Source organism: Nocardiopsis mangrovi, from assembly GCF_042653925.1.
Taxonomy (GTDB): domain Bacteria; phylum Actinomycetota; class Actinomycetes; order Streptosporangiales; family Streptosporangiaceae; genus Nocardiopsis_B; species Nocardiopsis_B mangrovi.
In genome coordinates this window covers 197,622-210,918 of the sequence record NZ_JBHSFQ010000005.1, presented here as the reverse complement: position 1 = coordinate 210,918, position 13,297 = coordinate 197,622, and the positions used below count along the sequence as shown (strand labels likewise).

The following is a 13,297-nucleotide window of genomic DNA, read 5'->3' as shown; positions in this document are numbered from 1 at the left end:
GGGCGGAGAGCCCCGGCCCGTCCACCTCCGCCGGTGGCGGGCGCCCGCCGGCCTGGCCGAAGGGGGCCGCTCACCGGTCGTCGCCGGCGTAGAGGGCCGCTGTGGCGCGGGCGTGGGCGGCGAGGGCCGAGCGCAGTTCAGCGGGGGAGAGGACCTCGATATCGGGGCCGTAGGAGGCGAACTCCGACAGGGCGAACCCGATCGACTCCACGAGCACCTCGCACTCGCACCACCCGTCGGGACCGGGCTCGGCGCCCTCGGTGCCCGCCGCCGTCAGCGGTGCGGACAGGGTGCGCATGAGGTCCAGCCCGCGCCGGGTCAGCCGGATCCTGGCGGGCAGGGTGTGGCGGCTCTCCTCGAACTCGCGCGACCACGCGCGCCACTGGCCGGCCAGGTCGAAGCCGTCCGGGTGGGCGAACACCCCGTCCGTCACACCGAGCTCCCGGATCCGGGAGACGCGGAAGGTGCGCACGTCGGCGTGGTGCCCGGATCGGGCGTGCGGACGGGCGAGGACGTACCAGGCGCCGGCCTTGAGGACGATCCCCAGCGGGTCGAGCGTCCGCTGCACCTGAGTCCCGTCGAACCGGCGGTAGGCGACCTCCACGGTCCGCTGCTCCCAGACCGCCGCGGCCAGTTCCGCGAGGTGCGGCGTGTCGTCGGGCTCGCGCCACCAGGCGGTCGCGTCCAGGTGGAACCGCGACCGGACCCGCTCGGCGCGCTCGCGCAGCTCCTCGGGGAGGGCGGCGAGCAGTTTGAGGTGGGCGACCGCCATCTCCGCGCCCAGCCCGAGGTCGCCCGCCGCGCCGGGGACCCCCGTCAGGAACAGCGTCTCGGCCTCGCCTCCGGTCATGCCGGTCAGCCGGGTGCGGTAGCCGTCGAGCAGCCGGTAGCCCCCGCCGCTGCCCCGGTCGGCATAGACGGGGACCCCCGCCGCGCTGAGCGCTTCGACGTCGCGGTAGATGGTCCGCTCGGACACCTCCAGCTCCTCGGCCAGCCGCGCGGCGGTCATCCGCCCGCGGTTCTGCAGCAGGAGGAGGAGGGAGAGCAGTCGTCCGGCACGCATACCTCCAGTCTGCCGCGCCCGACTGACAGATGCTGTCAGGTAGGGGCGCCTGGCCGGCGGCCCCGCGTCCGCGGTGGGGGCGCGGGGGCTCAGCGGCCGGTGGAGCCGTCGATGCGCTCGCGGAGGATGTCGGCGTGGCCGGCGTGCCGGCCGGTCTCCTCGATCATGTGCACCAGCACCCACCGCATCGACGGGGCCGGGTCCCGGTGCGGAGGCCCCGGTGCGGGCAGCGCCAGGTCGGGGCAGGCCGCGACGGCCTGGTCGGCCAGCTCGACGGCCTCCCGGTAGCCGGCGAGCACGCCCTCGACGGTCTCGGTGGGGGACGGGCGCATGGTGCGGGCCCAGTCGTCGACGGGTTCGCCGAGGAAGTAGAACCGTTCGACGCAGGTCAGGTGCTTGACCAGCCCCAGGAGGTTGGTGCCCGAGGGCACCCCGCCGGTGCGGACCTGCGGTTCCGGCACGCCCGCGGCCTTGTTCGCGATCGCGTCCCGCAGATGGCCGAGGAAGCCCAGCAGGGTGGCCTTCTCGTCGGAGCCGGTGCGCGGGGGGCCGGTGTCACGGGCTCGCGGCCCGGGCGCGTGGAGGCGGTCGGACGGCATGGGCTCGCTCCTGTTCGGGGCCGGGTTCGTCGCCGGGCCGTGGGGCGGGGCGGTCATCGGGCGGCGCGCCGGATGAGCAGGACGTGGTCGGTGACGGTGGCGGTCCGGCCGCCCGGCCCGGTGGCCCGGCGCCGCGGCGTGTCGGCGCGCACGACCCGCCACCGCCCGGGATCGAGTTCGAGCTCGGCGGCGACCTCGCCGGGTGCGGGGTGGTGGACGCCGGGGTCCTGGTTCCAGGACCAGGGCGCGGTGGAGCCGTGGTCGACGATCAGGAGCAGGCCGCCGGGGCGCAGGGCCCGCGCCGCGGTGCGCAGCACCCGGCTGCGGGGCAACGGGAAGGGGGTGTGGAGGTACTGCGCGGAGACGAGGTCGAAGTCCCCGGCCGGGAAGCTCCGGGCGAGATCGTGCCGCTCGGCGGTGACACGGCCGCCGATCCCGAGGTCGCGGGCCCGCCCGCGCAGGCGTTCGACGGCGGTCGCGGAGATGTCCACGGCGGTGACGTCCCAGCCGCGCCGGGCGAGCCAGACGGTGTCGCCGCCGGCGCCGCAGCCCAGATCCAGCGCGGCGCCCGGGGGCAGCGGCTCGGCGGTCTCGACGAGCAGCGGGTTGGCGCGCTCGCCCCCGGCGCGCCGGGCGCCGTAGTGCCGCTCCCAGAACCGCTCGGCGTCGTCGCCCGCGGCGTGCCCGCCGCCCTCTGCGCCGGGGCGCGGGTGCCGGTCTCGGGTCGTGTCCATGCGTCATGTCCTTCCTTCGTCGGTCGGTGTGCCGGGGACCGCGTCCGGGCGCGGTCCCCGGCCTGCCCCGCAGGGGAACGCCTGCGCCGGAGCGGTGACGGGCACGGCGCCCTCCCGGGGCGGTCGGCGGCCCCTGACTGCGGGAGACCCGGGAAGCCCCGCGTCGCGGCCACTCCGGCCCCCGGGCGGCCCTGTGCCGGAAGTATCGGCAGAGCCGTTCCGCGCTTGCAAGAAAAGTTGCGGATCCGCATGATGGCCCCATGAACGGTGCCGAAGAAGACGTTCTCGCGGGGGTCGGCCCGCACTTGCGCGCCCTGCGCCGGGCGCGGGGTACGACGCTGGCGGACCTCGCCGCCGAGACCGGTCTCACGGCGAGCACGCTCTCGCGCCTGGAGAACGGGAAGCTGCGACCGACGCTGGAGCAGCTCCTGCCGCTGGCCCGGGCGCACGGGGTCCCGCTCGACGACCTGGTCGCGGCCCCGTCCACCGGCGACCCGCGCATCCACCTGCGGCCCGTGCGGCGGTCCGGGCTGACGGTGGTGCCGCTCACCAGGCGCGCCGGGGGCGTCCAGGCGTACAAGGTGGTCTACCCGCCCGCCGGCCGGGCGCCCACGCTGCGCCTGCAGACCCACGAGGGATACGAGTGGTTCTACGTCCTCAACGGACGGGTCCGGTTCGTCCTCGGCGAGCGGGACCTCCTGCTCGGCGCCGGCGAGGCCGCGGAATTCGACACCCGCGTGCCGCACTGGATCGGCAGCGCCGACAGCCGTCCCGCGGAGCTGCTCACCCTCTTCGGCCCCCAGGGCGAGCGCGCCCACCTGTCGCCCGCCGAGCACTGAATCGGCGTCATCGGCTCAATGCGGGCCACCCGGTTCGGGGGTTGTCGGCCCGAGGGCGTCCCGCACCCCCGGCGCGGGCCCGGCGCCGGCGGCGGCCACCCCGCCCGGCCCCCCGCCCGTGCCCCCGGCCTCCGCTCCCGGGAGCCGGGGCGGGGCCGCGGCCCGGGAACGGGGCCGGCGTTCGCGGTCGTCACGGCGGCGTAACGGGCACATCCGCGCATTGCGCATGCGCATCCGGTCCGTCACCCTGGGTGCGGAGGTCTGTATCGATGCCACGACCGCAGAAGTACGTCACCCGCTCGGATCTCGGCTGGGGCGCGTCCCCGGCCTCTTCTGCCGACCCCAAGTCCGGGCTGGTCATCCACTACGACTCAGGCGACCAGGGGCTCGCCGCGAAACCCCACTCCGACTGCATCACCTACTGGAAGAACACCCGCGAATTCCACACCGGCCCCTCCCGCGGCTGGGCCGACATCGGCTACTCTTTTATGTCCTGTCCGCACGGATATGTCCTGGAAGGTCGGGGTCTGTACAAGCAGCAGGCCGCGCAGCCCGGTGGGAACTCGACCTACTACTCGTGCACACTGGCCACCGGGCCCGGCGATCCCATCACCGATGAGCAGGTCGACGCGGTGCGGGAATTGCGCCTGTGGCTCATGGAGCCCGACACCTCGATCGCCGGGACGGTCAAGGGACATCGCGACTTCATCTCCACGTCGTGTCCCGGCGACGCGGCCTACGCGATGGTCGAGAACGGAACATTCACCAAGTCGCCGGGGAGCGGCGGAGGGAGCCTGGAGGACGACATGGTCGGACTGCGCGAAGGTGACAGCGGGGAACGCGTGAAGTTCCTCCAGGAGGTGCTGGTGAAGGGCGGCCACTCGGTCGGCGGCTCGGGTATCGACGGCGACTACGGCCCCAACACCTCCAAGGCCGTGCTCGCCGCCCGCAAGGCCGAGGGCAGCAAGCAGAACTTCGGCGACCGGATCACCGGCGCCGCAGCCAAGCAGATCATGTCCCAGTTCATCAAGGCCCACCTCTAGCCGACACGGCGCCCGCCCCCCGGTCGCCGCCCTCCCCTGTTCGCCCCGGCCCCACGGCCGGGGCGTTCTCGTGTCCGCGGACCCCGCGCCGGCGTCGGCGCGTGCGGCGGAAAACCCCGCGCGTGCGGGGGCCGGGGTTCGGTACGCTCACGTAGGTGAACCGGTTCGGCGGAGGCCGGCGCGCGGACAGCGGCGCAGGGGGCAGGGGCATGAGGCGTCCGACCATTGTCGACATCGCCAGGGCCGCGGGGGTGTCCAAGGGCGCGGTCTCCTGCGCGCTGAACGGACGCCCCGGGGTGTCCGACTCCACCCGGAGCCGGATCCTGGAGATCGCCGGCCGGCTCGGGTGGGCGCCGAGCAGTGCGGCGCGGGCGCTCTCCGACGGCCGTGCCGGGGCCATCGGCCTCATCGTCGACCGCCCCGCGCTGGTGCTGGGCACCGAGTCCTTCTTCATGCGGCTGATCGCCGGCGTCCAGGACGAGCTGCGCGACGGCACCACCGCGCTGATGCTGCAGTCGGTCGACGACCCCGAACTCGAACTCACCACGCACAAGCGCTGGTACGCCGAGCGCCGTGTCGACGGCGTGCTGCTCGTGGACCTGCGCCGCGAGGACCCCCGCATCCCGGCCCTGGCCGAGATCGGGCTTCCCGCCGTGGTGATCGGCGGCCCGATGGCCGCCGGGGGACCGCCGTGCGTGACGTCCGACGACGCCGGTGCCATGCACGAGGCCGTGGGCCATCTGGCCGCGCTGGGCCACCGGCGGATCGCGCGGGTCGCCGGACCCGAGGACTTCGTGCACACCGGGCAGCGCTCCGCCGCCTTCGCCGAGGCGGCGCGCGACCTCGGGCTGGACCGCGCCGACGTCGTCCATTCCGATTACAGCGGTGACCAGGGCGCGGCCGTCACCCGGCGGCTGCTCACCGCCGCGAACCCGCCGACCGCCCTGGTCTTCGACAACGACCTGATGGCCGTCGCCGGCCTGGGCGTGGCCCAGGAGTTGGGCATGTCCGTGCCCGGGCGCCTGTCCATCGTGGCCTGGGACGACTCCCCGCTGTGCGAGGTCGTGCGGCCGGAGCTGACCGCCGTGCGGCGCGACATCACCGAGCACGGCCGGCTGGCCGCGGCGCTGCTGCTCGACCACATCGCGACCGGGGCCGGATCCGACCTGGAGACCCCCGGGGCCGCGCTGGTGCCGCGCGCCAGTACCGGTCCCGTGCCCGCGGGCTGACCCCGGGGCGCCTGTGCGCACGGTGGTCGGCCCGCCGTGCCGCGGCACGGCGGGCCGGGTTGCGCTGCCATCGGCCTCGGCAGCGGGCCGATGGCAGCGCGGTCAGTTCCGGCAGGGGAGCGTCCCGGCCGGTGCGCCGGCGGGCGGCGCGGGTGCGGGGCGGGGGTCGGCCACGGGCCCCGGCGCCGGCTGGGAGTAGTGCTCCTCGACGACGATCCGCATCGCCTCGGCGGCGTTGGTCCGCAGCCGGACGGCGCTGAAGAACACGTCGCCGTCCACGTTGGGGTAGTCGCGGTTGAAGGTCAGGTGGTCGCTCAGCTCCCTGGGGTCCTCCCACCCGGGCTGCTCGCCGACCTTGTAGGCCGCCTGCCCGATGTAGAGGTCGACCCCGGTGCCGTCGACCACGTCGTTCCACCACGGGACGAGAACGGCGTAGTCGGCGGCCGGATGGCCGATCTCCCAGTAGACCTGCGGGTTGATGTAGTCGACCCAGCCCTCCGTGACCCAGCGGCGGCTGTCGGCGAAGATGCCGTCGTAGGACTGGAAGCCGTTGGTGTCGGAGCCCGCGGGGTCGGTCGCGGCGTTGCGCCAGATCCCGAACGGGCTGATCCCGAACTCCACGTCCGGCTTCGCGGTGTGGATCCGGGTGTCGATCTCCTCGATCAGCCGGTCGACGTTGTCGCGCCGCCAGGCGCCGACGTCGTCGAAGGCCCCGCCGTAGCGGTCGAAGGTCGCGGCATCGGGGACCTCCTGCCCGGCGGCCGGGTAGGGGTAGAAGTAGTCGTCGAAGTGGACGCCGTCGAGGTCGTAGTTCTCGACCGCGTCCATGATCGCGTCCTGCACGAAGTCGCGGACCTCGGGGACGCCGGGGTCGTAGTAGAGGCGGCCGTTGTATCTGAAGACCCAGTCGGGGTTCACCCGCGCGGGGTGGTCCGCGGTCAGCCGGCCCGGGTCGTCGTGCATGGCCACCCGGTAGGGGTTGAACCAGCCGTGGAATTCGAGGCCGCGTTCGTGCGCTTCGCGGATCGCGAAGGCGAGCGGGTCGTAGCCGGGGTCGCGGCCCTGGGTGCCGGTGAGCCATTCCGACCAGGGTTCGTAGGGCGACGGCCAGAACGCGTCGGCGGTGGGCCGGATCTGGACGAAGACGGCGTTGAGGCCGTTGGCCACCGCCTCGTCGTAGTAGTCGGTGAGCTCCTGCTGCTGGGCGGCCGGGTCGAGGCCCCGGGTGCTGGGCCAGTCGATGTTGGTGACGCTGGAGATCCACATGGCGCGCATCTGGCGGTCACCGGGGTCGTCGGGTCGGCAGTGCTGGGGCGCGGTGGTGCCGGAGGTGGGCGGCTCGGCCGCGTTCGCGGGGGCGGCGGCGACCAGTGACCCGGTGACCAGCGCCGCCACCGTACCGGAGAGGATCCGGAGCAGGGGGCGGAGCGGAGCGGCCGTCCGGGGGATCCGCCGGCGGGGCGCACCGGGGTCGGGCATTGCTGCCGGGTCGGGTCTGGACAACGTCTCTCCCTCCTGAGCCGTGGGGCTCGGGGAAAGGCGGGCGGCGGTGTGTCGCCTGCGTCTTGTAGGAAACTTTCACACAACGCGTCATCCGTTGCAATATCCCTTCGTGTCACGCCGTGTCGCCGCAGGCACGGCCCGCGCGCGGGGGAGTGCCGGCCGGCCCGGTCCGGCCGGGCGGTGGCCCCCGCATGATTTCGGAGAGTTTCGAGGGCATCTCCTATTGTTGTCGTTTGACGATCCTGTTAATTTTGTCGCACTGATATGGGAGCGCTCCCAAAGTTGCGGGGGCGTCGGTGGCCGGTACCTGTACGCATCACGACAGGAAGGGACATGGCTCGTGCATCGACAATGCCGCGTGGCCGCCCCCGGCCGCGCCCTCCGATGGGGAGCGGTCCTCGCCGCGGCCGCCTGCCTCGCCATGGGCGCGGCACCCGCCTCGGCCCAGGCCGATGACCGCACCCTCCGCGAACTCGCCGACGCCCAGGGGTTCCGGATCGGGTCCGGGGTCGAAGCCTGGCTCCTCAACGGCGAGCAGCGCTACCGCGATATCGCGGCCGCCCAGTTCAACTCGCTCACCCCCGGCAACGAGATGAAGTGGGCCTCGGTCGAACCCTCCCGCGGCCAGTTCAACTGGTCCGGAGCCGACACGATCGTCAACACGGCGCGGGCCAACGACCAGCTGGTCTACGGCCACACCCTGGTCTGGCACAGCCAGCTGCCCTCGTGGCTGAACAACGGCGGCTTCTCGCCCGCCCAGCTCCGCACCCTGATGAACGACCACATCGCCACCACCGCCGGGCGCTACGCCGGCGACATCTACGCCTGGGACGTGGTCAACGAGCCGTTCAACGAGGACGGCTCCATGCGCAACACCATCTGGTACAACAACCTCGGATCGGGCTACATCGCCGAGGCGCTGCGGGCCGCGCGCGCCGCCGACCCCCAGGCGAAGCTGTACCTGAACGACTACAACATCGAGGGGATCAACGCCAAGAGCGACGCCATGTACCGGCTGGCCCGCTCACTGCTCCAGCAGGGCGTGCCGCTCGACGGCATCGGCATCCAGAGCCACCTGATCCTCGGCCAGGTCCCCTCCAGCATGCAGCAGAACATCCAGCGCTTCGCCGACCTCGGGCTGGAGGTGACCATCACCGAGCTCGACGTCCGCATCCAGACGCCCGCCGACCAGCAGGAGCTCGCGACCCAGGCCGAGGACTACCGCAAGGTGGTCACCGCCTGCGTGAACGTCGACGGCTGCACCGGTGTCACCATCTGGGGCATCACCGACGCCCACTCCTGGATCCCCAGCACCTTCCCGGGATACGGCGCCGCCCTGCCCTACGACGAGAACTACGCCCCCAAGCCAGCGTACCAGGCGACCCACGAGGCCCTGGGCGGCGACCCCGCCGCCTCCCCCCGCTGACCCCGCGACCCCGCCTCCCCCCACCTCGCTGCACCCGCCTCCCCCCACCGGCCCTCCGCGCATCCCCGGCGCGCGAGCGGCCCCCTCACCGTCCCCGCCCGAGGGCGGCCCGCTGCCGCCCCCGCCCCCACCGTTCCCCCGCCGCGCCCGCGGCCGGCCGGTACCACCCCGCCCGCCGGCCGCGGCGCACGGGGGACCGAAGGACCCTTGGAGGTCGTCCCCCGATGAGATCCCCCGCACCCGCCCAGGCGCGATGGCGCGCGCCCGCGGCGGCCCTGACCGCGGCGGTCGCCACGGCGGCGCTGCTGGCCCCGGGCCCGGCCCGGGCCGAGGAGCCCGACCCCGCGGTCGTGTTCACACCCGCGACCCTCAGCCTGCTCCAGGGCGACACCGCGACCGCGGGCGTCCGCCTGGCCACCGCGCCCGACTCCGACGTCACCGTCACGCTGGCCGCAGACGGCGCCGCCGGCGGCATCGAGGTCGCCGAGGGCACCGAGCTGACGTTCACCCCCGACGACTGGTACACCCCCCAGGCCGTCACCTTCTCCTCGGCCGACGACAGCGGCGACCCCGCCACCGCGGCCTTCACCGCGACCGCTGACGGCCACGCCGCCGATACGGTCGAGGTCACCGAGCTGGACCCCGAGACCACAGCGGCCGGCGAGGCCGAGTTCCTCCAGCTCTACGAGAAGATCAAGGACCCCGGCAGCGGCTACTTCCGCGAGTTCGACGGCCTCCTGGTGCCCTACCACTCGGTCGAGACCCTGATGGTCGAGGCGCCCGACCACGGGCACGCCACCACCTCCGAGGCGTTCAGCTACTACCTGTGGCTGGAGGCGAGCTACGGCCGGATCACCGGTGAGTGGCAGCCGTTCAACGACGCCTGGGAGTCCATGGAGCGGTTCATCATCCCGGGCACCGCCGACCAGCCCACCAACGCGTCCTACAACCCGCAGTCGCCGGCCACCTACATCGCCGAGCACCCCAGCCCCGCCGACTACCCCTCGCCGCTGGAGAGCGCCGCCCGGGCCGGCCAGGACCCCCTCGCCGACGAGCTGAGCGGGACCTACGGAACCGACGAGGTCTACGGCATGCACTGGCTGCTGGACGTCGACAACACCTACGGCTACGGGTTCTGCGGCGACGGCACCGACGACGCGCCCGCCTACATCAACACCTTCCAGCGCGGCTCCCAGGAGTCGGTGTGGGAGACCGTCCCGCACCCCTCGTGCGAGACGTTCGACCACGGCGGCACCAACGGGTTCCTCGACCTGTTCACCGACGACCAGGCGTACTCCGAGCAGTGGCGCTACACCAACGCGCCCGACGCCGACGCGCGCGCCGTGCAGGTCGCGTTCTGGGCCCAGCAGTGGGCCGAGGAGCAGGGCAACGGCGCCGCCATCGCCGGCAACGTGGCCAACGCCGCGAAGATGGGCGACTACCTCCGCTACGCCATGTACGACAAGTACTTCAAGGAGATCGGCGACTGCGTCGGCGCCACCTCGTGCGCACCGGGCAGCGGCAAGAACAGCTCGCACTACCTGATGTCCTGGTACTACTCCTGGGGCGGGGCACTGGAGGGCGCGCAGTACCCCTGGGCCTGGCGCATCGGCGGCACCGCCGTCCACCAGGGCTACCAGAACGTCCTGGCCGCCTACGCGCTCTCCGAGGTCGACGGCCTCCAGCCCGAGTCGCCCACGGGCGCGGACGACTGGGGCACCAGCCTCGACCGCCAGCTCGAATTCCTCCAGTGGCTCCAGTCCGCCGACGGCGGCATCGCCGGCGGCGCCACCAACAACTGGGGCGGCTCCTACGCCCAGCCGCCGGCGAACGCCGCGCAGTTCTACGGCATGTACTACGACCAGCAGCCGGTCTGGCACGACCCGCCGTCCAACCGGTGGTTCGGCTTCCAGGTCTGGAACCTGGAGCGCGTCGCCCAGTACTACCAGGTGACCGGAGACGAACGCGCCGAGGACATCCTCGACAAGTGGGTGCCCTGGGCCATGGCCAACACCACGGTCGGCACCGGCGGCGACTTCCAGGTGCCCGCCGACATGGAGTGGAGCGGACAGCCCGACGACTGGACGGGGCAGCCCACCGGCAACGCGGGCCTGAGCGTCGACGTCGTCTCCCACGGCCGGGACGTCGGCGTGGCCGGGGCGCTCGCCAAGACCCTGCTGTACTACGCCGCCGGGTCGGGCGACACAGAGGCCCGCGCCATGGGCGAGGACCTGCTCGCGGCACTGTCGGCCAACGCCGACGGCATCGGCATCGCCACCACCGAGACCCGCGCCGACTACGCGCGCTTCGACGACCCCTACGACCCCTCCGCCGGCCAGGGCCTCTACGTCCCCCAGGGCTGGAACGGGACCATGGCCAACGGCGACCCCGTGAACTCCGACTCCACCTTCCTGTCCATCCGGTCCTTCTACGAGGACGACCCCGAGTGGAGCAAGGTGCAGACCTACCTGGACAACCCCCAGGGTCCCGCTCCGGAGTTCACCTACCACCGCTTCTGGGCCCAGGTCGAGATCGCCACGGCGTTCGCCGCCCAGGACGAGCTGTTCGGCTGACCGCAGCGCCGCCGCGGGCCGCCCACCCGGGCCCGCGGCGCCCCGGCCGTCCGGCCGCCCCGGTACCGCCGGCGGCCGGACGGCCCCACCACCGAGGCACGGCACCACCCGCGAGGGGCTGGAGACCATGAGATCGAGACATCGCCGCACCGCCGCCTGGGTCGGCGCCCTGGCACTGGCCGGGTCGGCGCTGGCGGCCGCGCCCGCCCACGCCGACACCGGGTTCCGGGTCGACGACGGGCGCCTCTACGACGCCAACGGCAACGAGTTCATCATGCGGGGCGTCAGCCACGCGCACACCTGGTTCCCCAACGAGACCGGGTCCTTCGCCGACATCAAGGAGAAGGGCGCCAACACCGTCCGCGTCGTCCTCAGCAGCGGGCAGCGCTGGACGGAGAATTCCGCGGCCGACGTCGCCGCGGTCGTGGACGAGTGCAAGGCCAACCGGCTCGTCTGCGTCCTGGAGGTGCACGACACCACCGGGCGCGGCGACGAGGGCGCCGCCGCGACGCTCGACCAGGCGGTCGACTACTGGCTGCGGGTGCGTGGCGCCCTGGAGGGCCAGGAGGACTACGTCATCGTCAACATCGGCAACGAGCCCTACGGCAACAACGCCGAGCTCAACCGGGAGTGGGCGAGCGCGACCTCCGCCGCGATCGGCCGGCTGCGCGGCGCCGGGTTCGACCACACGCTGGTGGCCGACGCGCCCAACTGGGGCCAGGACTGGTCCTTCACCATGCGCGACAACGCGGCCTCGGTGTTCGCCGCCGACCCCGACGCCAACACCGTCTTCTCCATCCACATGTACGGCGTCTTCGACACCGCGGCCGAGGTGCGCGCCTACCTCCAGGCGTTCGACGACGCCGGGCTGCCGCTGATCGTCGGCGAGTTCGGCTCGATGCACAGCGACGGCGACCCCGACGAGGACGCCATCATGTCCACCACCCGCGAGCTGGGGATCGGCTACATCGGCTGGTCCTGGAGCGGCAACAGCGGCGGCGTGGAGTACCTGGACATGGTGACCGGCTTCGACCCCGCCCGGCTGAGTCCCTGGGGCGAGCGGATCTTCAACGGCCCCGACGGCATCGTCGAGACCGCCGAGGAGGCGTCCGTCTACCGCTGACCGGACCTGCCCCACGACCACCGTCCCCGTGCGCGGTGCCCGGCGTTCCCATATCCACCACGCCCCGCCCCCGCGCACCCGGCACCGGAAGAGAGGTGGTGCCCAGGAGCCTCCAATGCCCCGAATCCCCTGGGGCCGGCCGCATCCCTATCACCGCGGCCTCGTGCGGCCGGCCCCAGGCCGCCCATCCCCCACACCACGGCACGACTCCTGTCGAGGAGGACCACCCCCATGCGATCCCGACGCAGACTGACCGCCCTCGGCGCCCTGGCCGGCCTGGCCGGCGCCCTCGCGGTCGTCGTCCCCGCCAGCCCCGCCCTGGCCCACGGCGGGTTCACCTACCCGGCCACCCGCACCTACGCCTGCTACGTCGACGCCCGCGAGGGCAGCGGCGGCGGCGACCTCCAGCCGACCAACCCCGCCTGCGCCGACGCGCTGGAGCAGGGCGGCAGCTACCCGTTCTGGAACTGGTTCGGCAACCTCATCAGCAACGCCAACGGCCAGCACCGCGACGTCGTGCCCGACGGCAAGCTGTGCGGGCCCACGCAGCAGTTCGACGGCTTCACCCAGGCGCGCTCGGACTGGCCGACGACCACGCTGCGGTCCGGCGCCGACATCACCTTCCTGCACAACGCCTGGGCGCAGCACCCCGGCCGGTTCGACCAGTACATCACCAAGGACGGCTGGGACCCATCGCAGCCGCTGACCTGGGACGACCTGGAGCCGGAGCCGTTCGACACGGTGACCGACCCGCCGCTGCGCGGCGGCGGCGAGCAGGGCGCGGAGTACTACTGGGACACGACGCTGCCCGAGAAGAGCGGCTACCACGTCATCTACTCCATCTGGACGCGCTCGGACAGCCCCGAGGCGTTCTACAACTGCTCCGACGTCATCTTCACCGGCGGCGCCCAGACCGCCGAGGACGGCGGCGGCACCACCGCGGCCACGGGGGCGCAGTACGCGCTGCGCTAGGCGGCACCCCGGCGCCGACCCGACGACGGCGTCCGGAGGGGCGGGACGCGCACCCGGCGCCCCGCCCTTCCGGCACGCCCGCGCGATCCGCAGTGCCGGTCGTCGGATTCACGAGGATCAAGACCAACATCTTGGACGTCACATCCTCGCCGGATCTGACTCAGGACAGAAAGATCAGGCGAGGACCGGCAGG

General features: G+C 73.3%; 11 protein-coding genes. 7 read left to right on the top strand and 4 right to left on the bottom strand.

Features of this window, described 5'->3' with window-relative positions:
• Positions 1-70 precede the first annotated feature (70 nt).
• The 3 genes from ACFO4E_RS08265 to ACFO4E_RS08255 form a co-directional block, all read right to left on the bottom strand.
• Entirely contained in the window at positions 71-1,063 is a 993-nt protein-coding gene (locus tag ACFO4E_RS08265) for a helix-turn-helix transcriptional regulator (protein ID WP_378572508.1), read from the bottom strand.
• Positions 1,064-1,152: 89 nt separating this feature from the next.
• Complete coding sequence (locus ACFO4E_RS08260; RefSeq protein WP_378572506.1) at positions 1,153-1,662, bottom strand: DinB family protein; 510 nt, start codon at positions 1,660-1,662, stop codon at positions 1,153-1,155.
• Positions 1,663-1,715: 53 nt separating this feature from the next.
• Positions 1,716-2,396 carry a class I SAM-dependent methyltransferase gene (locus tag ACFO4E_RS08255; RefSeq protein ID WP_378572503.1) on the bottom strand — a complete coding sequence of 227 codons (681 nt, stop codon included), beginning with the start codon at positions 2,394-2,396 and terminating at the stop codon, positions 1,716-1,718.
• Positions 2,397-2,656: 260 nt separating this feature from the next.
• Here ACFO4E_RS08255 and ACFO4E_RS08250 point away from each other — a divergent pair, with 260 nt between their 5' ends.
• The 3 genes from ACFO4E_RS08250 to ACFO4E_RS08240 all read left to right on the top strand — a co-directional run bounded on the left by ACFO4E_RS08250 (position 2,657) and on the right by ACFO4E_RS08240 (position 5,507).
• Complete coding sequence (locus ACFO4E_RS08250; RefSeq protein ID WP_378572501.1) at positions 2,657-3,235, top strand: helix-turn-helix domain-containing protein; 579 nt, start codon at positions 2,657-2,659, stop codon at positions 3,233-3,235.
• A 269-nt stretch (positions 3,236-3,504) separates the two neighbouring features.
• Complete coding sequence (locus tag ACFO4E_RS08245) at positions 3,505-4,278, top strand: peptidoglycan recognition protein family protein (RefSeq protein ID WP_378572499.1); 774 nt, start codon at positions 3,505-3,507, stop codon at positions 4,276-4,278.
• Positions 4,279-4,487: 209 nt separating this feature from the next.
• The gene (locus ACFO4E_RS08240; RefSeq protein WP_378572497.1) at positions 4,488-5,507 is read left to right on the top strand and encodes a LacI family DNA-binding transcriptional regulator; all 1,020 of its coding nucleotides are present in this window, start codon (positions 4,488-4,490) and stop codon (positions 5,505-5,507) included.
• Positions 5,508-5,609: 102 nt separating this feature from the next.
• On the opposite strand, the gene ACFO4E_RS08235 is transcribed toward ACFO4E_RS08240, so the two are convergent.
• The gene (locus ACFO4E_RS08235) at positions 5,610-6,986 is read right to left on the bottom strand and encodes a glycoside hydrolase family 10-like protein (protein WP_378572654.1); all 1,377 of its coding nucleotides are present in this window, start codon (positions 6,984-6,986) and stop codon (positions 5,610-5,612) included.
• Positions 6,987-7,350: 364 nt separating this feature from the next.
• On the opposite strand from ACFO4E_RS08235, the gene ACFO4E_RS08230 reads away from it, so the two are divergent.
• The 4 genes from ACFO4E_RS08230 to ACFO4E_RS08215 all read left to right on the top strand — a co-directional run bounded on the left by ACFO4E_RS08230 (position 7,351) and on the right by ACFO4E_RS08215 (position 13,104).
• A complete protein-coding gene (locus ACFO4E_RS08230; protein WP_378572495.1) occupies positions 7,351-8,436 on the top strand; it encodes an endo-1,4-beta-xylanase in 1,086 nt (361 codons plus the stop codon).
• A 224-nt stretch (positions 8,437-8,660) separates the two neighbouring features.
• Entirely contained in the window at positions 8,661-11,009 is a 2,349-nt protein-coding gene (locus ACFO4E_RS08225; RefSeq protein ID WP_378572493.1) for a glycoside hydrolase family 48 protein, read from the top strand.
• 127 nt (positions 11,010-11,136) lie between these two features.
• On the top strand, positions 11,137-12,132 hold the full coding sequence (locus tag ACFO4E_RS08220; RefSeq protein ID WP_378572490.1) for a glycoside hydrolase family 5 protein: 996 nt from the start codon (positions 11,137-11,139) through the stop codon (positions 12,130-12,132).
• A gap of 231 nt (positions 12,133-12,363) precedes the next feature.
• Positions 12,364-13,104, top strand: coding sequence for a lytic polysaccharide monooxygenase auxiliary activity family 9 protein (locus ACFO4E_RS08215; RefSeq protein ID WP_378572488.1), 741 nt, complete (start codon positions 12,364-12,366; stop codon positions 13,102-13,104).
• The last annotated feature ends 193 nt before the right edge of the window (positions 13,105-13,297 follow it).